Annotated in this window: 14 protein-coding genes and 1 riboswitch; of the genes, 4 read left to right on the plus strand and 10 right to left on the minus strand. The window is 49.5% G+C overall.

Features of this window, described 5'->3' with window-relative positions:
* Positions 1-89: 89 nt before the first annotated feature.
* Complete coding sequence (locus tag KNO98_RS06030; RefSeq protein ID WP_214699794.1) at positions 90-2,183, minus strand: heparinase II/III family protein; 2,094 nt, start codon at positions 2,181-2,183, stop codon at positions 90-92.
* 311 nt (positions 2,184-2,494) lie between these two features.
* Between KNO98_RS06030 and KNO98_RS06035 the strand changes: the two genes are divergently transcribed.
* Together KNO98_RS06035 and KNO98_RS06040 are read left to right on the plus strand one after the other, a co-directional pair.
* Positions 2,495-2,938 (plus strand): sigma factor, encoded by a 444-nt coding sequence (locus KNO98_RS06035; protein WP_214699796.1) that lies wholly within the window; start codon positions 2,495-2,497, stop codon positions 2,936-2,938.
* A gap of 13 nt (positions 2,939-2,951) precedes the next feature.
* Positions 2,952-3,815 (plus strand): tyrosine-type recombinase/integrase, encoded by an 864-nt coding sequence (locus KNO98_RS06040; protein WP_214699798.1) that lies wholly within the window; start codon positions 2,952-2,954, stop codon positions 3,813-3,815.
* 46 nt (positions 3,816-3,861) lie between these two features.
* On the opposite strand, the gene KNO98_RS06045 is transcribed toward KNO98_RS06040, so the two are convergent.
* Positions 3,862-4,029: a hypothetical protein gene (locus tag KNO98_RS06045; protein ID WP_214699800.1), complete on the minus strand. Its 168-nt coding sequence runs from the start codon at positions 4,027-4,029 to the stop codon at positions 3,862-3,864.
* A gap of 209 nt (positions 4,030-4,238) precedes the next feature.
* Here KNO98_RS06045 and KNO98_RS06050 point away from each other — a divergent pair, with 209 nt between their 5' ends.
* Positions 4,239-6,323 (plus strand): heparinase II/III family protein, encoded by a 2,085-nt coding sequence (locus KNO98_RS06050; protein WP_214699802.1) that lies wholly within the window; start codon positions 4,239-4,241, stop codon positions 6,321-6,323.
* 49 nt (positions 6,324-6,372) lie between these two features.
* Here KNO98_RS06050 and KNO98_RS06055 read toward each other — a convergent pair whose 3' ends face one another.
* The 7 genes from KNO98_RS06055 to KNO98_RS06085 form a co-directional block, all read right to left on the minus strand.
* Positions 6,373-11,679, minus strand: coding sequence for a SpaA isopeptide-forming pilin-related protein (locus KNO98_RS06055; protein WP_214699804.1), 5,307 nt, complete (start codon positions 11,677-11,679; stop codon positions 6,373-6,375).
* A gap of 115 nt (positions 11,680-11,794) precedes the next feature.
* The gene (locus KNO98_RS06060; protein WP_214699806.1) at positions 11,795-12,562 is read right to left on the minus strand and encodes a transglutaminase-like domain-containing protein; all 768 of its coding nucleotides are present in this window, start codon (positions 12,560-12,562) and stop codon (positions 11,795-11,797) included.
* Between the two features lie 13 nt (positions 12,563-12,575).
* Positions 12,576-12,652, minus strand: a riboswitch (cyclic di-GMP riboswitch).
* A gap of 168 nt (positions 12,653-12,820) precedes the next feature.
* Positions 12,821-12,973, minus strand: coding sequence for a hypothetical protein (locus tag KNO98_RS06065; RefSeq protein WP_214699808.1), 153 nt, complete (start codon positions 12,971-12,973; stop codon positions 12,821-12,823).
* Positions 12,974-13,535: 562 nt separating this feature from the next.
* The gene (locus tag KNO98_RS06070) at positions 13,536-16,544 is read right to left on the minus strand and encodes a UvrD-helicase domain-containing protein (protein ID WP_214699810.1); all 3,009 of its coding nucleotides are present in this window, start codon (positions 16,542-16,544) and stop codon (positions 13,536-13,538) included.
* A 127-nt stretch (positions 16,545-16,671) separates the two neighbouring features.
* Positions 16,672-17,109, minus strand: coding sequence for a JAB domain-containing protein (locus KNO98_RS06075; RefSeq protein ID WP_214699812.1), 438 nt, complete (start codon positions 17,107-17,109; stop codon positions 16,672-16,674).
* 127 nt (positions 17,110-17,236) lie between these two features.
* Positions 17,237-19,057: a hypothetical protein gene (locus KNO98_RS06080; RefSeq protein ID WP_214699814.1), complete on the minus strand. Its 1,821-nt coding sequence runs from the start codon at positions 19,055-19,057 to the stop codon at positions 17,237-17,239.
* Between the two features lie 553 nt (positions 19,058-19,610).
* Positions 19,611-20,825, minus strand: a complete 1,215-nt coding sequence (locus KNO98_RS06085) for an RES family NAD+ phosphorylase (RefSeq protein WP_214699816.1) — start codon at positions 20,823-20,825, stop codon at positions 19,611-19,613.
* Between the two features lie 503 nt (positions 20,826-21,328).
* Here KNO98_RS06085 and KNO98_RS06090 point away from each other — a divergent pair.
* The gene (locus tag KNO98_RS06090) at positions 21,329-21,646 is read left to right on the plus strand and encodes a hypothetical protein (protein WP_214699818.1); all 318 of its coding nucleotides are present in this window, start codon (positions 21,329-21,331) and stop codon (positions 21,644-21,646) included.
* Positions 21,647-21,673: 27 nt separating this feature from the next.
* Here KNO98_RS06090 and KNO98_RS06095 read toward each other — a convergent pair whose 3' ends face one another.
* Entirely contained in the window at positions 21,674-21,850 is a 177-nt protein-coding gene (locus KNO98_RS06095; protein WP_214699820.1) for a hypothetical protein, read from the minus strand.
* Positions 21,851-21,923 lie beyond the last annotated feature (73 nt).

Raw genomic sequence — 21,923 nt, forward strand, 5'->3', positions numbered from 1 at the left:
ATACTTGAAAATTCTACCTTAGCAAATGGTGGGATTCAAGAGTTACCCAGTCGTTCACACAAAAAAGCCCAGCTTTCGCTGGGCCATGCTCATTTCGGTACGTTGATCGTATTCGTCGTGCCGTTCGAGAGCGTATACGTGACGACGTATTGCTCCGGTTGCTCGGCTAACGAGGCGTCGACGATTGACGTGCTCGTCCGGTCAATCCGGATGAGCGTGAGGTAACGGACGTCATCCCCATACTCGATCGAGACGACTTGTTCACGCGGCTTCCATTCGAAGTTGCGGACAGACAAGTGACTCGGCTGAATCGACATGTACGACTCTTCGTCCGTCTCGAGCTGCATCAACTGGATCGTCCGGCGCTTGTCGTCCCGGAACGTCACGTTCTGAGCGTCCGTCGAGCCGGCGTAAGGCTTCAAGCCGTCACCGAGATGGAATCGCTGCACGAACATATCCGGGGCCTGAGAAGTGATCTTGTCGTAGACGACGAGCGTCTTCGCCTTGTCATAGACGAGCGTTCGGCGATGGGTCGCGCCTTTCCCGACGAGGGCACTCTCCCCGATGGCGATACTCGTATCGCCCTTGTCTTCGACCGATACGATCCGGCTCTTGCCGACCATACTCGCACTCAAGTCAAGACCATCCCCGTAGCGGTGCACGGTGTTGTGCGCCTCGACCTTGAGCACTTCCCGTCGTCGTGGGTCCGTCGAGTAGCCAAAGCGTCCCGTCTCGACGATGAAGTCACGGGCGAGCCCGTACAGGTCGATGCTCAAGTCATCGGCGTGCTTGTGGGCGGTACTATGGTACCCCGCCGTCATCATCACTTGGGTCGCTCCCGAGAACGACTCCGGTGGACGTGACCAATATTCACGCATGAAGCTGTACTGGTCGCCAAGTTGTTTCGTCAACAGTTGCGGCACCGTCCCCTCCGCCCCACCACTGACGGCGTAGGAGAGTTCCGGATAGTTCTCGGTATTCGGAATGATGTTCATCGCTTTTAAATAGCCTGTCGTATCACCGAAGATCGGGAGCGTCCGGTTCGGCTTCAACATATAGGTGAGCTGGTCCGGCATCTTTTCGATATAACCCGACCGTGACGGCAAGACGAAGGCGTTGGCGTCAGCCCATTCGATAAACCGTGACAACGTATGATACACGTATACATGATAGTACGGCGAATGTTCGAGATGAACCCCGTCCGGCGAGATGCTGAAAGCGAGTTGGGCCTGTAGACGCGAGCTCGCGAGCGACTGCCACGTCTTGCTCTTGTCGAACTCTGGGAACGTCTGTGCGATCGCCGTGAGCGCCATGTCTTGGAAGATTCCATGGTTGTGCTCTTTTTTATAGAAGTCAGCGGATGCTAAAATCTCGCCGTGCTCATACAGCGTCTTCAAGATGAGCTCGGTGAACGCCGGGTCCTTGTTGAGCGACGTCTGTTTGTACACGTCCCAGAAGTTCAATAGATGGAAGACGCGAAGCGCTGTCCCCTGGTCGTTGTATCCCCATTTGAGTCGCTTGTAGTTATAGGCCGGATGCGCTTTCGTCCAGCTTTTGACGAGACGCTCGCCATATTGGAGATAGGCGAGGTCGCCTGAGTCGTTATACGCCTGCGTCAATTGGTTCAACACCGTCATATAGTGGATTTGGAACGGGAACGAGTTGTTGTCGACAGCCGGCACGTCCTTATGCCAGTTGAACGTGTCGATGTTTGGCACCGACAATTGTTTCGGCTCCGCCGGGATGTACCAGTTGCCGGCGAGCGCTCGGTCCGCATACATTTTCGCTTCTTCGGTCGTCAAACGATCATACTCGTATGGGATGTGGGCATCGGTCTCTTTCATGTATGTATGAATGAGCGGACGGTTCGTCGTCGATTGGATCCGTGACTTCGTCAACGAGCGGGCCGGGACGACCTCGGCTTGACTCTTCTTCACGTAGATGCGTTTGCCGCCAGACATGGCCAGATAATACCAGCCGGACGGGCGGACGATGCGATACTCTTTCGTCGCGTTCGTCGTCTGGAGCGGGACCAACTTCTTGTCTTTCATTTGATGGAGCGTCGTCGAAGGGGCGACACGGGCGTTAAAGTCCGAGTTTGCCGTCGCTTCGGCCGTGACCGGGGCGAACAGGAGCATCCCGCTCAGCACGCAGCTCGACAATCGTGTATACAAAGGTTTCATGATATTCCTCACAGTTTCTGTTTAATTTTATCCTGTAAATTATATCCATTAAATAAAGTTTAAACAACTAAAAGTTGGATACCATTCACCTTTTATCTGAAAAATCACTGTTTTTCCTCCTATAATGGTTGTTATGCGGTTTTCGCACCTCGCCAACCGTGTCGTTTCGTCAAATCAAACCGGAAGTAGTCTTAAAATGCTGTATCCCATTTGCGCCAAGCCTTATGGATCAAAAGCAGGGATTCTCTATAACAACCATTATGCTGTAACCACCTAGGAAACTTGAGACGCGCGCGGGAAAGCAGCCCATCATGCCAGACGCAAACGAACAAATCAAAGAGTGGGAACCGATGATCTTTTACGTCATCCGTCAACTCCATCTCCATCCGAACGAAGTCGACGATGCCGCCCAGACGGCACGAATCGCCCTATGGCGAGCCATCCAAGACGGCAAGACGCTAGGGAAAACATACTGTTTCATCCGCATCCGTGGGGCAATCTTAAACGAGCGTGCCAAGCAGGCGAAGACGCTCCAGCACGAGGTGACGAGTGAACGACTCCCCGAGCAAATCGACAAGAGCGAAGTGCCGCTGTCCCTCTGGCTAGACGAGAAGCGTTCCACTTTACCAAATCGTCATTTCACCTTACTCTGCCATATGCTTCACGGAACTGAAGCCTCGCTCGGATACTCCCCGAGCCGCCTCCGTGCCTACAAGGCCGAACTCCAGCGGATGCTCCGTGAGGACAACGAGTAAGAGGAGAATGAAGATGACCTTACACATGAAAGACGCTGTCGATCAACACGTCCACTACTTACGCATGACCGGAAAATCGGACAACACGGTCAGCCAGGCCATGTATAAGTTCGCCCGGTTCGAAAGAATCATGGGACAGAACCGAACCCTCGATGACTTCAAGACGAGACAGGACGTCATGCCGTATATCAACGCCCTCCGCTCCGAAGGATGTCAACCAGTGACGATCAACAATTACTTGAGCGCACTCCGTGGCTTGTATGACTGGGCCATCACCGAGCAGCTCGTCACGCACAATCCGTTCCATCACCTTCGTGTGAAAGTGACGGAACGTCCACCTTCGGACGTCCCCACACCAAGCGACTTACACCGCGTCATCGATGCGATCGATGTCCCATTGTATCGAACCTTTCTGACGCTTCAGTTGCATACGGGGATGCGCATCAATGAAGTGCGACAGTTGACCCTCGACGCCATCGATTTGAATGCGCGTCTCCTGTACATCCATGAATCAAAGACGGGGAAACCACGCAAGGTCCCGCTAAACGATGCGGCTCATGCGATGATGACGACGTACCTTGAGGAAGAGCGGAGATGTATCGATTCGCCATACGTCTTCCCGAGTGCTCGCGGCGAGCTCATCTGCAAGACGACGATCAACCGTCACCTGAAACGCGCCGCCGAGGACGTGCTCGGTACATCCGTCACGTCGCACACGCTAAGGCACGCCTTCACGTCGCATCTCTATGACAAGGGCGTCAAGGAGACAACTTTGTCCGAACTGCTCGGTCATAGCGAGCCGAAGACGACCCGGCGCTATATCCGTGTGCGCGAGGATCATTTGCGTGATGCGGTGGAGCGATTGACGTTGGAGTGAATACAGGAACATAAAAAATCCGGTCCACGAGCGACCGGAGTTTTAATCATCTTTTCATCACATATACCTTCAATAGATACCCGATGATTCCAATTAATGCGCCAATCGCAAGATACACGATCGGCACGAGAAGTTGCGGCGCGGTTAAAGATACGACGTATATAAACATCGCAGTAATAAAGAAAAGTAGTAGGAACAAGCTAACATGTTTCAATGTATTTCCCCCTTCACAATCTGTACGCTTTGGACTGTCCTCACCGAGTCACTTTATCACTTCAATCTAATCGCCGTCTCGGTAGTCTATTTTTTTGACAGGTCAAATACAGTCCTTATTCGAAATTTAAAATATAGAAAATTAAGGAAATAACCTCACCTCATGGTATACTTTGAAAAAGAAGTAAATCCAATTTTTGAGGTGTATCTATGAAACGAATCTTACTCGTCCTCGTCTTGATCGGTGCGTGGGGATCTGTCACCCCGATCGACTCCGTTCAGGCTGCGACGAACCCGTTCCACATCCGCTCCATCCCGAACGCCATCGTCTATGAGATGAAAAGCGGGAAGCTGACGAAAGTGGCGACCTATTCGACGACGAAGCGCTATGCGGCGATCAGTACGTCCGGCTGGTACTATGTCGCCCTGAGCGGTGGAAAGAAGGTCTACATAAAGAAGAGTCAGGCGAAGCTCTTACTCGCTGACGCCATCACCCGTTCAAACTTAACGTCGAGCGGGACAGCACGACTGGCGCATGAATACATGCGACAGATGGCGCCGCACGCCCCGTACGAATATGAACGTCTCACCGAAGCGAGGGCGATCGATTACGCGAACCGGGCCCTTCGCGGGGATTGGTATGTCCCGTCCACGCCGCATCGTCTGTCGGTCAAAAATATCGACACGTTCGATTGGCATCGGAGTATCCCGAGCTCCTCAAACAACTCGTATCCGTTTCAGATCCACTATTTGACGGTGTTGAACCAATTGACGCAAGCCTACAATGCGACGGGTGACACCTCATATTTGAAATACGGGATGCGCGTCGTGAAGAGTTGGACGAAAGCCCACCCCGTCGCCAACTACAAACAGTACCGCTGGCCATATAATGACCACGGCACATCGGTCCGTACATTCCACTTGTTGAACTTCTGGGATGTGTATAAGTCGTCGTCCCTTTACAAAGACACGGCATTCACGGGTCTCATGCTGCGGACGCTCCATGAGCACGGCACGTTGCTCGCGACATCGAGTTTTTATAAGTATGAACATAACCACGGCGTGTTCCAGGACATGGCGCTCACGGCGATCGCGCAGACGTTCCCGCAGTTCGACCAAAGCGCGAGATGGAAAACCATCGCTGACAGCCGGCTCGACAAACAGATTCGCCACAGCATCACATCGGACGCCGTCCATCTCGAGCATTCACCAGGCTATCAGGCGTATATGTATCACGTGCTCGACCGCTTCGTCATCTGGGCGGACGAGAACCGCTTCACGCTCCCGTCGAGCATGAAACGTGTCGAATATATGCCGAAACAGCTGACGTATATGGTCAAGCCGAACGGGACGCTCCCGATTTTCGGGGACACGTCCGGGGCTCGGCGCACGACATCGATCATCCCACATATCGACGACTTCCCACAGCTCGCCTACGCGGTCTCGGGAGGGACAGAAGGGTCACGCCCACCGCTCACAGTGAAGAAGATCAGCACGCAGTATAGCTTCATGCGCGAGTATTGGTCTGCCCCACCGCGTGCCTTCAATCAGGCGACGCAAGTGATGATGACGGCGGGCTATCACAGTAGTGCCCATAAGCACGCCGACGATTTGAGCATCGACCTGTACGGGCTCGGTCGCGACTTCATCATCGAGACGGGACGCTACGGGTATACGAACCGTCCGGAGCGTCAGCGCGTCTTCGGGGTCGATGCCCATAATACGGTCCATCGTGACGCTTCGAATCTCGACTTGAGCGCGTCGATGCGTGAGAAGAGTAAGATCGTCACCGTCAAAAACCTCGGTCCGTCACTCCTCGCGATGGGCGAAAGCAAGCTCATCGGTAAAGGGGCAACCCATCGCCGGACGCTCGTCTATGACAAGGCACAGACGCTCGTCGTCTACGACCGGATCAGCTCCCCGACACAGGAGAAGTTCGTGCAGCGATTCCACCTCGCGGAAGGCCTGAAACTGCTCCAGAGCTCGATGGCGACCCAGAACGTCGTCTATGGCGACTCGAACGGCCGGACGATCCAGCTCATGCAGCTCAACCTGAAAAATTCATCGATGCGCAACAGCACAAGTTTCGTCGCCGTCGAGGATTACGAATGGAAGCCGCGTCCCCAAGTCATCTCGTATAACACCGGGAAAGACGTGCGCTACCTCACGCTCATCCGACTCGACCAGTCGAAGACGACGATCCGGTCGGCGAGTGTGAAAGTATCCGGTTCGAACTATATCGTGACGTACACGCTCTCGAATAAAGAGACGAAACAGATCAGTGTGCCGATGTAAACAAACAGGTCCTTTACGCCATGTTCGCGTAAAGGACCTGTTTTCATGTTTATGCCGTCTTCCGTCTTGTCATCCACAGGAATCCGACCCCGATGGCGAGAAGCACCAAGCCGATCAACCAACCATTCGACGATTCGCCACCTAAGAATGGGAGTCGCTCCGTCAATGTCGGTTTCTTGCTGTCGCCCGCACCGAGTGTCGATTCAGAGTCGGCGTCATCGTAACCGCCTCCTCCGGCACCGCCAGGGATTTCTGTCTCTTCAAATTCGAAATACTCTGCTGTGTTTTCTACAGTGATCTGTTGCTCGTTCGCACCACCACGCTCGAATCGGATCGTCCGTGGGGTCTCGTCCAACTCATAGCCGAACGGCGCCTCGGTTTCCGTGAGCGTGTACGTGCCGAGTCTCAAGTCGGTCACGCGCGCTTCACCCGACGCATCCGTCGTGAGAGTGATCACCTTACCGGTTGAATCGGTCAACGTGAACGTGGCCCCTTCGAGCGGTTCACCCGTCTCACTGTCGACCTTCTTGACGAGGAGTGTCTTGATGCGGTCGTTTTCGACCGCGACCGTCTTCTCGACGTCACCCCGCTCAAACGTGAACGGATGCGGTGTCTCATCTAAGAAGTACCCCTTCGGTGCCTTCGTCTCGACGAACTGATAGTCACCTGAAACGAGCCCCTCGACGACAATCTCTCCGTCTTCATTCGTGACGAGATCCGCTTTCACGACTTCGCTATCACCGTTCAACAGCTTGAACGTCGCACCGGCCAACACATTACCGGTCTCGCTGTCCGTCTTGACGAGTCGCACCGATTTGTACAGGTCGTTCGTCACATCGACCGCGAGGACTTCATTCGTTCCGCGTGTGAGCGTGAACTCGTGTTTTGCCGTATCTAAGATATAACCTTCTGGTGCCTTCGTCTCGACGAACGCGTAGTCGCCCGGTTCGAGGTCGCGAACGAAGATCTCTCCAGACGCATCTGTGACAAGTCCTGCACGGACGACGTCACCCGAAGCATCAATCAAGTCAAACGTCGCGCTCGGAAGCACATCGCCCGTCGTGACGTCCGTCTTCGTGAGACGGACTGACTTTTTCTGTTCGTTCGTGACAGTGAGTGTCGTCGGTGTTGCTTGACGAGATGCCACGCTGAACGTGTGCTCTTTCGAATCGAGCAAGTAACCGTCCGGCGCTTTCGTCTCGACGAACGCATAGCTGCCCGGTGTGAGCCCGCCGACATAAATCTCACCTGTCGCGTCCGTCACGAGTCCCTCGCGGATCGTCGTCCCGAACGAATTGACGAGATTGAACGTCGCCCCCGCTAGACGGTCGCCCGTCTCCGAGTCGACTTTCGTCATCCGGACCGATTTGTATGAATCGTTCGTCGCAATCACTTCTGTGATATCGTTCGTCCCGCGTACGAGCGTGAACGGACGTGCCGTCATGTCTAGCATGTATCCAGGCGGTGCAACCGTCTCTTGGAAGTAGTACTCGCCCGGGTTCAATCGGTCGACCAAAATCTCCCCGTTTGCATCCGTCTTCAAGCCCGCCTCGACGAGGACACCGTCCTGTCGATAGAGCGAGAACGTCGCATTGGCGAGGCGTGACCCGTTGATCACGTCCGTCTTGATGAGACGGACCGATTTTTGCTGTTCGTTTGTGATGGTGATCTGTTCATCGACGTCTTGCCCGTACTCGACCGTGAACGCATGAGGCGTCTTGTCTAAGATGTAGCCGGTCGGTGCGGTCTTCTCGACGAACGTGTACGTACCGATGTCTAGGTGATCGACGACGACCGTCCCGTCTGCTCCCGTCGTCACGTCGTCACGGACGACTTCGTTCTTACTGTTGTATAACGTGAAGACTGCGCCTTGAAGCGTGGCGTTCGTGTCTTTATCCACTTTCGTCAACTTCACACGCTTCATCGTCTCGTTTTTGACGTTGTCCTTTTGAACGGCGTCACTCTCGAGCGTCACCGTGAACGTATACGCCTTTTCAGGTAACACGTATCCGTCCGGCGCCTTCGTCTCGACGAGCTGGTACGTGCCGAGGTCGAGGTCCTCGATCAATAGGACACCGAACGCATCGGCCGCGAGCCCCGTGCGGAGCGTGTTTCCGTTCGTGTCTTTCAAGTCAAAGACGGCACCTGGGAGCGCCAAGCCCGTCTTCCAGTCGACTTTCGTCAATTCGATTGACTTGAACGGCTGGTTCTGTACACCGACTGTCGTTGTCGTCAGTTGATCTTTCACGATGGAGAAGCCATGCTTCTTCGCATCGAACAAGTGACCCGTCGGCGCCTTCGTCTCAACGAAGTAATACATGCCCGGCTCGAGGTCGGTCACGGTGATTTTGCCGTCCTTGTCCGTCACGAGCCCTTCGCTGACGAGCGTATCGGCGGCATTATATAAACTGAACTCCGCTCCTTCGAGTACCTTGCCGGAAGTCGACGTCTTCGTCAATTCGACGTCTTGACGGATCGTGTCGTTTTTGACGGTCGTCGCTTCCTTCACTTTCGCGATGGTGATATTTCGGGATGCCGTCGCAATCAAGTAACCGTCCGGCGCTTTCGTCTCGACTAGACGATAGTCCCCGTACAGGAGACGACCGAACGTCAAGGTCCCATCGGTTCCTGTCGTGCCGCGACGGACGGTACGGCCACTACCTGTGTCAACCAAGTCGAACGAGGCCCCACTTAAGTTCTTCTCGCTCAACTCATCCGTCTTCGTAATCGTCAATTCACCGAGTTCTCCACTCGCCGTCCCCATTCCGGACGTACGGGCGACTCGGACCTTCGATTGTTTCGTCGTCGTGTTCTCGGATACCTCATCCGCCGTCACATAGACGTCGTTCGTGATGTCTGTGCCGACCGCGGCCAGGATATATGAGTCATATTCTAAAATGTACGGACGATCGATCGGGTCGTCGAACGATAGTTCGAACTCGCCCATCTCTTGGATCGCTCTGACCGTGTACGCATCCGTCGACAGCTTCCCTGCCTTCGTCACCGTACCGTTCGGGGCGACCGTCGTCTCATAGACGCTCAGCGAATCGAGCAGGACGTCCTGATTGTTCGATGGGACGTCACGAATGACGACGTTTTGTAGCGATGATTGTCCGAAGTTGATGTCGATCGTCCAGGCGATGAGCTTCCCTTGCTGGACGCCTCGTTTCTCGTTATATTCGCCACCGTGACGAATCGTCACCGTCGCCGGCAAATTGCCGAGCTCGGTCGCCCCGTCTGTGACGACGGCCGTGTTTTTATACGATGGCGCGATTTTCGTATCGTCGATGTTCGTGTCGTACGTGATGACATACGCGTCATCCGTCGGCTCGTTGAACGTCAACACGAAGCCTGTGTCACTCCACACGACGTTATACGCGGACGCCGGGATCGGGGTCGCATCGACCGAGTAGGCGTTCGCCCCACTTCCACGCGTCATCTTCGCGACGGTGAAGGAATCCTTGTCCGGTATTTGCGTCCCTTCCCACGTATCGGTGACGGTCAGGTTCGTCGTCGCATACTCGTGGTAGTTGATCCCGACTTTCCAAGTGATGTCTTTCGTGACAGCGTTATACGTGCCCCCTTTGAATCCGTTGTTGCGCGTGTTCGAGGCCGGTTGCACAGAATCCGTCGTCGTCACCGTGCGTCCGTTCGATGATTCATCGACCCAGTCGACGGTCGCCTCGTTGACGAAGCTCGTATTGTTCGCGTCCAGACGCTCGCGGTAATCGAACGTCGTTTCATACGTGATGTCATGTGTATCGGTCAATTGCACGTTGAAACGGATGGCGAAGCCGTTCGCGTCAGGCGTGACCGTGTAGTCCGTCCCTTTCGTCAATCCACTGATTGTCAGCGAGTCCTCGATGAACGTCAAGCCCTCGTTCGGGAACGTGTCCGTGATGACGACATCGTTCATCACGCGTTTGTCCCGGTTCAACTCGAGCGTCCACTCGATTGTTTCCGCCGCATAATCGGGCGCTTTGTGCGTCTTTCGTAAGACGGCTTGTCCGATCGAACGAGTCGCCGACCTCTTCCAGCCGTTCACTTCGATCGTGTTCGTCACGTTGCCCGAGGAGACGACGCGATTTTTCGCCCGGGTCGTATACTCAAGCTGATACGCCGTCCCGTTCTTCGGCAGGTCGAACGTGAACCCTTCGAGCCCTGTGTCCGTGATTTTGCTTGTCGTCACGGGAACGGCTACCCGATTCGCAATGTTCCCATTGGCATCGAGCGTCACTTCATATAACGTGAGCCCGTCTAGTTCATGCGTGTCGGTGAACAAGTCCTTCACCGTGAGCGAGCCCATATTCCGTTGACGGAAGTTGATGTCTGACTCCCACGTGATCGTCTGGGTGACATCGTCATAGCCGTCCGTCCGCTTCTCGAGCTCCGTGCCTCGTCCGGCAGCAACCGTCGCCGAGGCCGTCGCCTTATCGAACGACGTCCCTTCGAGGTTCGTGACGTTGTTGAACGTCGCCACCTCTTCATCGAGGATATCCGTGATAAAGGTGAGGCGATAAGCGTTTTGGATCGTCCCGAAGTCGATGGCGAGACCATCCGTCGTGTCGACCGTGAGCCCCGTCACTGGTTCTTCACGGATGACGCTCCCGTTCATCGCCATGACGAGCCGCGTCACTTCCATGCTGTCGGCGCGATACGCCAGACCTGCAGGGATCACGTCCGTCCAGCGGGCATCCTCAATCTGTTTCAGCCCTTTATTCAACTCGACCGTCCATTCGATCGAGCTCGGGTTGTACGGTCGGTCGGCGACACCGGCTTTCGTGATGTCTTTCCCCGGCGTCTTCAATCCGACCGGTAACGTTTGCGAGAGCTGGTTTTCGATTGGGGTGATCGTGACCGTCCGCTCTTCGGAGATCTCGGTCGTCTCTTTCACTTGTGTCAGGGCTTGAATCGTCCCTTCGATGTTTGAGTATTTGTAGACGTTGTCGTTGAATCTCATCGTCGCCGTCCCGTCGAGGGCGAGCGAGTACGTCCCCATCGACTGCCCGTTGAAGTTGAGCGGTGCGTTCGTGACCGCGTCATACACCTTCAACTCACTCGGCATCTGGAACGTGAACGTCGACCCGTCCGTGTAACTGTGCCCGTTCGAGATCGCCCAATTGTAGTTGATCTCGACGATCGAATCGGTCGTGACCGTACTCACCTCAACGTTTTCCGTTGTCGTCGTCCGAATCGTGTACGATTTCAAAATATTGTCGGTGATCGTCATGACCGGGCTGTCCGGTGGCTGCGGGTCCGTGATGACCGGGTCCCCTTCCGCGTACGCCATTCGCGAGACAGCGAACGGCTGCATGACGAGCAATATGGTCAAGACCATGGATAACCATCGTTTCATGTGCGTTTCCTCCTGCGTCTTTGTTTGCAGACATCACAAACGTTGAACAAGGAGATTCGCCTCAAAGAACATACCAAAAAAAGGCCACCTTCTCGGAAGGGACCTTGGTCGCCATTCAGTCATAGAGTGTGGCACGATAGTCAGAGGTGATACGATACGTCGTCGTCCGTCGCTCGGTCACGTCACGCGTCACATCGATGACACGCCACTTGCCACTCACGAACACTTCGTTCCACGCATGATAGCCGTCGACGCCTTTCGCCGTCCCCATCACGAGACGGGTCGGGATGCCTTGGGCACGAAGGAGTGCTGCGTTTAGTGACGCGAAGTCATAGCAGATCCCCCGTTTCGTCCGAATCGTGTCGGCGTTATTCGGCAGATAAGTCGATGAGAGCTTCATGAGCTTGTTGTCGTCATAGTCAACGAGTCGGTTGACGTGACGGCTCGTCACGAGCGTTTGTGTCGAAGTGGAGTAAGATGAGCGTGACAACGACGAGGCGAGACGCGACGTCGCAGAATCAATGGAAACATTTTGGGTGGAATGAAGATACGGTGCCGTCGAATGGACGAGGCGGACCGTTTTCTGAAGGCGGTAGACGCGTTTATAGCGTTTCCCGTCCGATGACTGGTAAAGCGTGAATGAATAGTCCCCATTCCCATAGTTGACGTTGAAATGATTCTTCCCTCTATAGACATCGTAAGTACGGACCTGCTTGCCTTGTCGCACCTCGAACTTGAACGATCCTTTGTCCTTATTTGAGATGTACACGTCGACTTTCCCCGTTCGTGTATCGACACGCGCGCTCGCCGCATCTGCGACGGCAGGTCGCACCACAATCAGTGCGAACAACAATACCAACATCCCTGCGAAGAATTTCTTCACGAGACGAACCTCCTTTGGAAACTGGCTGCCATTTTACAGGCCCTATAGCTTTGCGTCACTCGCTTTCGCGTAGTTTTGCCATTATCAGTGAAGTCTTACGCTTCAACCTTAGCATAAGGGATGCGTGGACGATGTCTGATTTTTAAATTTTATGGGAATGAATGTGCTGAAATGAATGCGTAAAACCCCTCATCGTAAGTGGCGTGAGAGGATCTAGCGGAATCTGTCAAGAACAGGCAAATAGACAATAATCTTTCATCATTTCGAACGGAAGGACAGTTGCTCCGTGAATGGGAAACGACGATGGATCCGCTGTTTCACAAATCGTGACAGGGTGACAAACGAATTTAAGATAAAACCGAGGGTCGGAAGCGCCAGCAACAATAAGACATAGAAGAGAACATCGTTCAATGGACACAGCTCCTTCGTAATAGATGAGTAGACTGATTCAATATTCCAATTCCTTCACTTGAATTGTGTGGAAACAGAACATTGTATTATGGATTGGAATTCAATTAATACCTATATCTAACATTAGTGTAACGTTATTGTAACAAACATTCTGTTTGTTTTTAATAAAAAAGGGGAATTAATTGTGTCGGATATAGGTCTTTCGTTCGACAGGAAGTGACAAAATGCTCAGACACATAAAAGACGAACCCGTTTGAGTTCGACTAACGATTGGGCGTTTAGTTGTTTGATTGTCGTTTTTTTGAGACTGAACACCGTAACCACGAAACTTTTAAGCTCCACTACCATCGTTGCTTTTGATCCAATATCAAGTCTCACGAATGCAACGCACAAAGATAAACCCAATTCAGTCCCTCTTGATGGTTTGGGACCTACCACATCGATTGCATATATCATAGAATTCATCTTAATTGATATTTCGACCCCTCAAACATTTCTCCCACCTCTTAATTCGTAGTTCAAATATCAAAAGAAAAGAACCGCCATCGGCGATTCCCTCCCTTCATTTCATTCTTTTCTCAACCCGCTTCATCTGCTCCACATCTTCTCGTTCCATCGTATGTTTACAGAGCGGGAAGTTCAAACATCCATAAAACTTACCATTCTTCCCGTTCCGTAGCACAAGATATCCTCTGCATGAGAGACAGACAATCGGATCATGAATAATACTTGGATGATTGGCTGTATAGTCGCAACCTGGGTAGTGACTGCAACCGACAAACGTTGACTTTCGGTTTGTCTGTTCACGAATGACCAAGTGACCATCTAAACAACGAGGGCATTTTGGATTATTCCGTATGCTCTTGCCCTCCTCGATTCCCATCTCATATGGGACTTGTTGCTCCTTGATCAACTCTTGGACAAACGTCGACATGCGGTCATCCGGCGTCAGCACATACGTCGTATGTTTCGTCCGTGTCAACGCCACATAGAACAAACGACGTTCTTCCCCAAACTCCAACTCTTCTTGTTTCTGAAGGACGAATGACAATAACGGGTCATCCATGATCTTATTCGGGAAGCCGTTCTTACTGTTTGCCGTATTGATCAAGATCACGTTCTCTGCTTCAAGTCCCTTTGAACGGTGAGCCGTCAAAAAGGAGATTCGAAGATTCGGATGCGTCCGGTCGGTCACTTGCACTTCATCTTTCAAATGCTTCACTCGAAACGAAGCGCTTCCCTCAATTGACTTGATGTCAAAGTTATTCCGTCCGACGAGCAGTACATCCGACTCCGGACCATGTGATTGAACGATTTGATCAAGCGCTCTACGTAAGGCGATTTCAAAGTCGTTCTTCCCCTTGATTCCCATCACGCGAACAGGTGTAGCCAATCGTTTTCCCGAAGAGAGGTTCTTTCGGATTTGATGCTTGTTCTTCATCACGAATCGACCAGCGATATCGATTAATTGTTGTGAGTTGCGGTACGTGTTCTCAATTTTAAGAAGAGCACTCTTGCCAAAATAACGTTCAAAATCGGTGAACAGACTCAAATCAGACCCCGCAAACCGATAGATGGACTGCCAGTCATCTCCCACGCACATGACGGTTGATCCCGTCTTCTTCCGGATGGCTTCAATCAGACGATAGCGACTGACGGAGATATCCTGATACTCATCGATGATGATGTATTTGTACGGCAAATGAACAGCATCGGACGAAACAATCGAAGTCGCTTCGTTGATCATGTCATTGAAATCGATTTTGTTCGTTCGTCGTAGATGATCCTCATACATCCGGTACATCGGTTTGACGAGACGGAAGAAGAGAAGTGCGCGTTGATAATGAAACAAGTCCTTCTTATTTAAACTCTGTACGAAGATATCAAATTGAGACTCCGTATAATGATTCGATTTGAACAATTGAAGAAAGCTCGACACAAAATCGACGAAGTCGTTGAAATGACTCTTTTGCTTCGTACGATATAACTTTTCGAATACTACTTTCGGGTCCACTTCCCGGAAGACGACACCTTGCTTCAATAATTTCAACCGTAGTTGATCTAACAAATTCCCTTCTTGCCGGTAATATGAATACGTCTCCATCAGCTTCGTCCCGTGTTCATGATGCAGCTGTCGTTTCCATTCCATACCGTCGAGATACTTCTGTTCCTCTATTGGACTGAGCCAAGGGGCGCGATTGTTCCGGTTGATTCCGAAGTGCTCTAAGTACAAATCGTATTCTGGCAGATAAAAGTCTGGTTGATACTGACGATGATACCGAGTCGCTGTCTGATGAGGGTAATTCTGCTCGTATTCATATTCAATGCCATTCAAGAATAAGAAGTTCGCAATCATGACCTCTTCGAGACTCTTGACCTTCTCTTCTTGAATCGTGATCTTCTGTCTTTGTTGTGCGGTAATCATCTCAGCAGCTGAGAGGGATTTCCATACTTTACTGCGTAGCGGTTCTAAATCCACATGCTTATTGTAGTCGTGATATTCCCCGGCCGAATCAAACTCTTCAATCCCTTTTGGAATGTAGAAATAGTAACCGAAGAAGTCGATCAGTTCTTTCATACGATGCGGATGTTCATAGAACTGATGCATACAATAATCACGGATAACTTTTTTCAATTCGTCCTCGACTTGAGGTTTTTGTTTTCGACCATCGGCAATGATCCCCATCCCGAGCCCATGAAACGTCTTAACCTCCACCGGGATATGAAGCCGTTCGCAGATTCGCTCCTTCATCTCTTCGGCTGACTTTTTAGTGAACGAAATTAGTAAGATTTCATGAGGTTGTACTTGTTTTCGTTCAACCAAATATTTCACTTTTGCAGCGATTGTCAATGTCTTCCCCGAACCGGCACCTGCGACGACGAGATTCGCATCCTCATTGACGATGACCGCACGTCGTTGTTGGGCATCGAGCGACTTCCCATCGATTGAGTCAAAGAAGGATTGGGTGCGCTTCAACTCTTCGGTCACATACGTTTCATTCCAGTCTTCCACCTGTCGATTAAGGCCTCGATAAAGTTGTATGAACGAAGTCGCTTCTGGAATAGAGTCATCCTTGAAGAAGTCGTATACGTCTCGATAATCACCGAGAAGTCGTTTCCGTAATGAGTCCCCGATATAGTGGCGTCGCGCCGCTTCGACGTCTTGTTGAAAAGAAGCAATTTGTTCATAATATGTACGGAGTCGTTGATTGATCCGTTCGACCCGTTCATCGAGTTCTCGCCAAACATTCAACAACTCACCTGATAAACGAACGTACGCCGTATTCAATGAAACGACTGAAGATGGGAGTGAACCGTCCTCATGTTTCAGTTTGGTGTGTGTCGTTTCATCTAGTAGGAATCCTCGCTCACTTAGTTCATAAACATGATGAAAGCGTCCTTTCTCCTGCATCACTTCTTCTGGAGAAATGAGTGACTTAGAAGATTCCCACACCTTAATCTGCTCCTTCAAATTGTCCAAGCCGATTTGTAAAACATTCACGTCATGTTTCAAATGCGGTAAGACACGTCGTATCATAAAGAATCGACGTACTGATTGGATCCATCCCATATCATCACCATACCATTTACAATATTTTCAACTCCTCTTCAGTTTATCAAAAGCTCATCATATCGAACATGATTCTCTACAAATGTTGAATCTGTTTTTTCTACTGTGAGCTTATAGCTACTCACTCTCAAAGTGCGCGATACGTCTCATCATTGATGATCAGATGTTCTCGCAAATGGATATCCATCAATTCACATGCCTCTCTTAGACGTTTCGTTACCTCGAGATTTACTCGTGACGATTCCGTGTTTCCACTCGGGTGGTTATACCCGATCATCGCGGCGGCCGCGTTCGATAGGATCGCGACCTTCAGCACCTCTCTAGGATGGACGATACTTGCGTTCAGGCTCCCGATATGGCAGACGTTGACGGATACGGGCTGATTTTTCGTGTCGAGACTGACGACGAGGAAATGCTCCCGGTCGATCCCCTCCAAGAATTCTTTCATGAGCGTATAGCCGTCATCCGGTCGATGTATGGTCCGCCCCTTATAGCGGACACCCCCTTCTTTTACGAGTTTGATGCTGACGATGTCGACACGCTTTGCAGGTTGATTCGGTTTCATCGTTTCTCCTCCTTTGGACATAAAAAAAGCACCCTGATCCACGATGGACAGGGTGTATCAAAGGAATAATATATATTTGAAAATAAAAAAACGCCCCATCATACGATGGGACGCTGTGAGAAAATTATTAATTAGTGATTGTTACTTGTCCTCCAGAAACAAAGTTTCCAGCCAAGTCCTCAAGATCAATAGTGTCAAGAACTTTAAGAGTCAATCCACTTTGAACGTTAGCAGCAGTAACATTGCCTTCGAGAGTCAATTCTAATGATTTAGCATCAGCAGAAACAACTGGAGTTGTTACCAAGTCATTAGATGAAACTTTTTGTCCACCGATGAGCAATTCAAAATCGTCAGTAGAAGTAGCACCAGCTGCAGCAAGTCCTTCAGAGAAAGTAACAACTACTTTGTCGAGTCCAACAAGTTTAGCACTTGTAATTACAGGACGAACATTCTCATTGAATGATTCAGTAGTTTTGTACTCATCCATAGCGAGACCATTTTTCGCTTTCACACCGCTAACCGTAACATAGCGTGCTCCAGTGTAAGAGTTTGAACCATCTTTCAATGTGAGAGTTACAGTTTGTTTAACATTAGGTGCAGTACCTGTAGCAGGATTGAGAACAACTTTCTCTACAATCGCGCCATCAATCTTGTAGTTGTTTACGTTAACTGCAGAAGCGCCGTCTAACTCTCCATTAAACATTACTGTAACAGTGTTGTTCCCACTGACTACAATACCATTCTCAGAAGTTGTCACTGTACCATCGTTATCTTCATCTTTATTGATAGTTGCTTTGTTAGTCGAAGCAACTGTACCATCTTTAGAGCGTGTGAATTGTGCTTGGAATGAAGCTGAACTATCTAAGTTTACAACATCTTCTACCAAAGCAATATTTGTAGTAGTTGCATCTTTACCAGTGATAGTAAGGTTGTAAGAAGCATTTTCAGTATCAACACCAGTTAACAACTGAGCGAGTTCGATACGGAATTTAGTTTTTGACCCTGAAACAGGAACAAGATTCGAAGCAGCAACATTGTAACCAGTCAACGTAGAAGTAACGAAGTCTGCTGTTTTCGATCCTGAAACAGCCAAGTTATCTAGACCTGACTTTTTAGTTACCTCTTCTGAGAATGTCACTTCCAAGTATTCTTTGTTATCTGTTCCGCGAACAACAACAGCGCTGTCCACTTTTGGAGCAACTGTATCTTGTGCAAATGTGACGATACGGCTAACCGCTTCACTTCGTTCACCAGTCATGTCAGTAACAGCTTGGTTTGCAAGAGCGATAGTTGTCAATCCTTGGATTGGAGCAGACAATGTTACGTAGTACTTAGTCTTGTCAGTCTCGTCTTGCTCGATGTTCGAGACTGTAGCCGATCCAGTTTGAGCTGTGATTGTGAAGTCCGCTGCAGCAAGGTCTGAGACTAGCTCACTGAACTTAACAGCAAATTTAACCGGGCTTACTGGAGTGATTTCAGAAACAGTTGGTTTTGTACCATCAGCAGCACCTTTAGTGAGTGATACAGATGTAGGGTTAGGTGAGAGAAGAAGACCAGCGTAATCTTTAGCGCCTACAAATGTAGCTGTGACTACAGAGTTAGCAGCTACATCGCTACCCAATACATATACTACTTCTTTAGAACCAGCGACGAATGCAGAAGAAAGGGTTACTCCATTTCCTGTGCCTGAAACTGTAGCGCCTGAAGCTGTTTTGAACGTAACAGCACCAAGATCAGCGATAGGCTCAGAGAACTTAACTTTTACTGTGCTAGCAGTGAGTTGCTCTGTACCAACGATTGACGGAGCAACCGTATCTTCGATTTTGATTGTTTCAGAATATGCAGCGATATCTTGTCCAGCAGCAGTTTTCACATCACCTTTTGCAAGTTTGATGTCGTAACGACCTGAGAACTTCTCAGCGCCAGAAGCTTTGATTGTAAGCTCCATTTTGTCAGCGCTCAAAGTTGCGATAGCAGAGTTAGCTGTAACTGCTGAGCTGTCAAGTGAGTTGATTACCAACTTGTTATCAACAAGAGTACCAGCGTTAGCTCCAGTGGCTTCGATGATTCCATCTTTGTCGATAGCTTTGTTAAATTTGATGACGATTTCTTTAGCGTTAATCGCCTAAATGTAACGAGCAATTCCCTCCCCATTCACCTCCCGAAACTTGAGTAATATCAATCATCCGTAGACAAAATAGGTTTTTATGCGAGTGAAATCCATATGATTTGTTGACGAGCATAGGAAAAAACGAGTGAATCTCGACAAAGAAAAAATCAATTCTCATCCCGTCTTCCCGTTTGTACCCCTATTATACATAGATTAAATTTCAAGCCTCACTTCCAAATCCCGTTATCCCGAAATCCCCACCCCACAGGACTCAAAGAGAGTCCGTGGGGTTAACTGACTATCTCCGTATCACTTAAAGACATGAAGAAAGAACGCTCCTAAGTACATCGGGACTTCGGGGAATCGGGCATCTCCTTGATAACCATAGTTCTTAATTCGGGGAGATCCTCCCGCTCCCCGTTGAACTATATGTCGTGACACTTTCTATATCGACAGTCTTGATCTCATATTGTTGGAATTTTACGAGCTTAACCCAATCCCTGAAATCTTTGATGAAAGCATTCTTAGAACAATCTGTAACACCTTGTTTCTGTTGTCCACAGAACAAGGTATAGCAGTCTTTCCTCGTCAAACTGCTTCGATATCGAATACCATCGTATCCTTTGAACCGGATATACTCGCACAGAAGCTGTGTCGGCACATATTCAAGGTCATGATTCTCTTCGACCGGTTTTGATATTTCCTCACAAAAGTGCTTCAAGAAATAACGCACCCAGTGCAACTCATGATTGTAATCCGGTGAAAAGATAGAAGTGTTTTTTAGTCTCGGGACCCGACTTAAATCTATCAACCTCAGTGATTGAATAATTTCAAATTGTCCAACTCCTATCGTCTCATCTTTATCAGCTTTTATTTCATCCTTACATGTTTTTATGTCTTCAGCCAGATATAGATAGGATATACCTGTCGGGTTCATCCTCAGTCCAATAGCCCTATTTGCAGGTGGTGGTCCAATTTCGGGTTCGATTCTATCTAATATATCTAACCCGCTCGGCATATTTTTTCGAGCTCTAAAAAGCGTTTTCCCTTCATTCAACTCCATTTCCATTTCACTGAAAAATGAACCAAAAGTCTCTAGAATATCTACTCTCACTTGGTTTTCGGACAAATCAAAGAAACGATTTCCGTGCATGACGAGATCTTTGAATCCTTCCCACGTATGAAAATAAAAATCACCACCTCCATAAAGCACACCTTTCAAAACAACTTCAGTTTCTTCATCTATAAATTCATCAACGGCTCCTTGTGCAATATCTCGATAGGATGGCGCACTTTCATTCAGCAAAGCCGATACAAGCTGCGTTCTAATATCCCAGTCCAGTTTTTCCGAAAAGATATCTTCCTCGCAGTCTAAAACTTCCATGACCGTTTGCACGTTTGACTCCAACAAAGGATAAGGAACATCACTGGTACTTGGATTTTCATACCCCTTCTGAAGGCAGGTTCGGACGTAGTCTCCCAATGCAGATACCTCGAGTACTGCAACTCCCTCACTTTCACAATAGTCGCAAGTTCCAATCTCATCATACTCGTCTATATAACTTTGGATATTCGTATTACTAAAGCACATCGTGCAACATTGCATTCCATCTTACCTCCACAAATCGAATCTTTATCCTCATGATAACGAATTCTTTGTCCAGCGTCTTATGAATCGAATCAGTTTCTGTTCTCATCATTAGCACTCGATAGTTCAAGTAAATGTGGCTTTGAATAATATTTTGAGAGAAGAAGAAAACGGAAGGGTGACTGCCATTGTTTTCTAGGTTGAATTGTTTAAAACACGAGGGAGTTCAGAAAAAAATAGTGAATGGAACAAAAATTCTATGAGAATTCAGTATTTTTTGAGATGAATCGCGAGATGAATTATAGAGGAGTCAGTTGTTCAATATCGTTCCCACTGGGAGCAGTGATTGGCGGCTGAAAAACAATATGGGAGTTGATTTTATGAATGCGATATGAAGTTTTAAATACCCACTTCTAAATTGATGTTGGGAAAAGGAAAGGCAGTGTGGATATAGTCATATCCGTTACATTTCCTGCTGTATAAGATTTGTTGCGGAAATACAGAGAAAGGAGGGAAATTAGATGAAAAAGCTACGAAAGTACAGCGATTTGTTAAAGTCAAAGGTCGTCAAGAGAGTAGACGAGGTGATCATCTCCACAGCTTTGTTACTCGACGGAAAGAACGTGTCATTTAACGTTGCCAACCTTTTTGGGGAAAATGAGTATAGCGGGCTAGCTCCTATATCGATTGATTCATGCGGTGTATTCCTCGAGATGGAGCAGTTCACCGATCAAGAGATTAAGGCGCTTGTCGCAGAACGTCTTGAAATCCTAGCAACTCGTCCTACAAATCGATTACTTTGTAAGACTGAGATTGCAGGTTACTATTACGTGATTTGACACCTAGTTCAAATCGAGGGCTTGCCGTTATTCGGCGGCCCTCATCTTTTGGTATTCAGCTGGTGAAAACGTCATCCCACAGTCTTCACATTCCCGGTCGCCGGTCTGTATCCCACCGAGATATTCTTTTCTCATCCGTTCGTGCTTGCATGTCATTCGGTCTTGGATGAACTTGCTGATGTCCTCGTTTTTGAAGTGTCCCATGTGTCTACCTCTCCTTGTTCATTAAAATGAGCACCTTGAATCTTAGTTCAGACCTATCGTACAAACGCCACAT

Source organism: Exiguobacterium sp. s57 (assembly GCF_018617685.1).
Lineage (GTDB): Bacteria > Bacillota > Bacilli > Exiguobacteriales > Exiguobacteriaceae > Exiguobacterium > Exiguobacterium marinum.

Coding starts and splice junctions, on each gene's coding strand:
- KNO98_RS06030 (WP_214699794.1), bottom strand. CDS start 2,183: ATGAAACCTTTGTATACACGATTGTCGAGCTGCGTGCTGAGCGGGATG.
- KNO98_RS06035 (WP_214699796.1), top strand. CDS start 2,495: ATGCCAGACGCAAACGAACAAATCAAAGAGTGGGAACCGATGATCTTT.
- KNO98_RS06040 (WP_214699798.1), top strand. CDS start 2,952: ATGACCTTACACATGAAAGACGCTGTCGATCAACACGTCCACTACTTA.
- KNO98_RS06050 (WP_214699802.1), top strand. CDS start 4,239: ATGAAACGAATCTTACTCGTCCTCGTCTTGATCGGTGCGTGGGGATCT.
- KNO98_RS06055 (WP_214699804.1), bottom strand. CDS start 11,679: ATGAAACGATGGTTATCCATGGTCTTGACCATATTGCTCGTCATGCAG.
- KNO98_RS06070 (WP_214699810.1), bottom strand. CDS start 16,544: ATGGGATGGATCCAATCAGTACGTCGATTCTTTATGATACGACGTGTC.
- KNO98_RS06075 (WP_214699812.1), bottom strand. CDS start 17,109: ATGAAACCGAATCAACCTGCAAAGCGTGTCGACATCGTCAGCATCAAA.
- KNO98_RS06080 (WP_214699814.1), bottom strand. CDS start 19,057: ATGGAGCTTACAATCAAAGCTTCTGGCGCTGAGAAGTTCTCAGGTCGT.
- KNO98_RS06085 (WP_214699816.1), bottom strand. CDS start 20,825: ATGCAATGTTGCACGATGTGCTTTAGTAATACGAATATCCAAAGTTAT.
- KNO98_RS06090 (WP_214699818.1), top strand. CDS start 21,329: ATGAAAAAGCTACGAAAGTACAGCGATTTGTTAAAGTCAAAGGTCGTC.
- KNO98_RS06095 (WP_214699820.1), bottom strand. CDS start 21,850: ATGGGACACTTCAAAAACGAGGACATCAGCAAGTTCATCCAAGACCGA.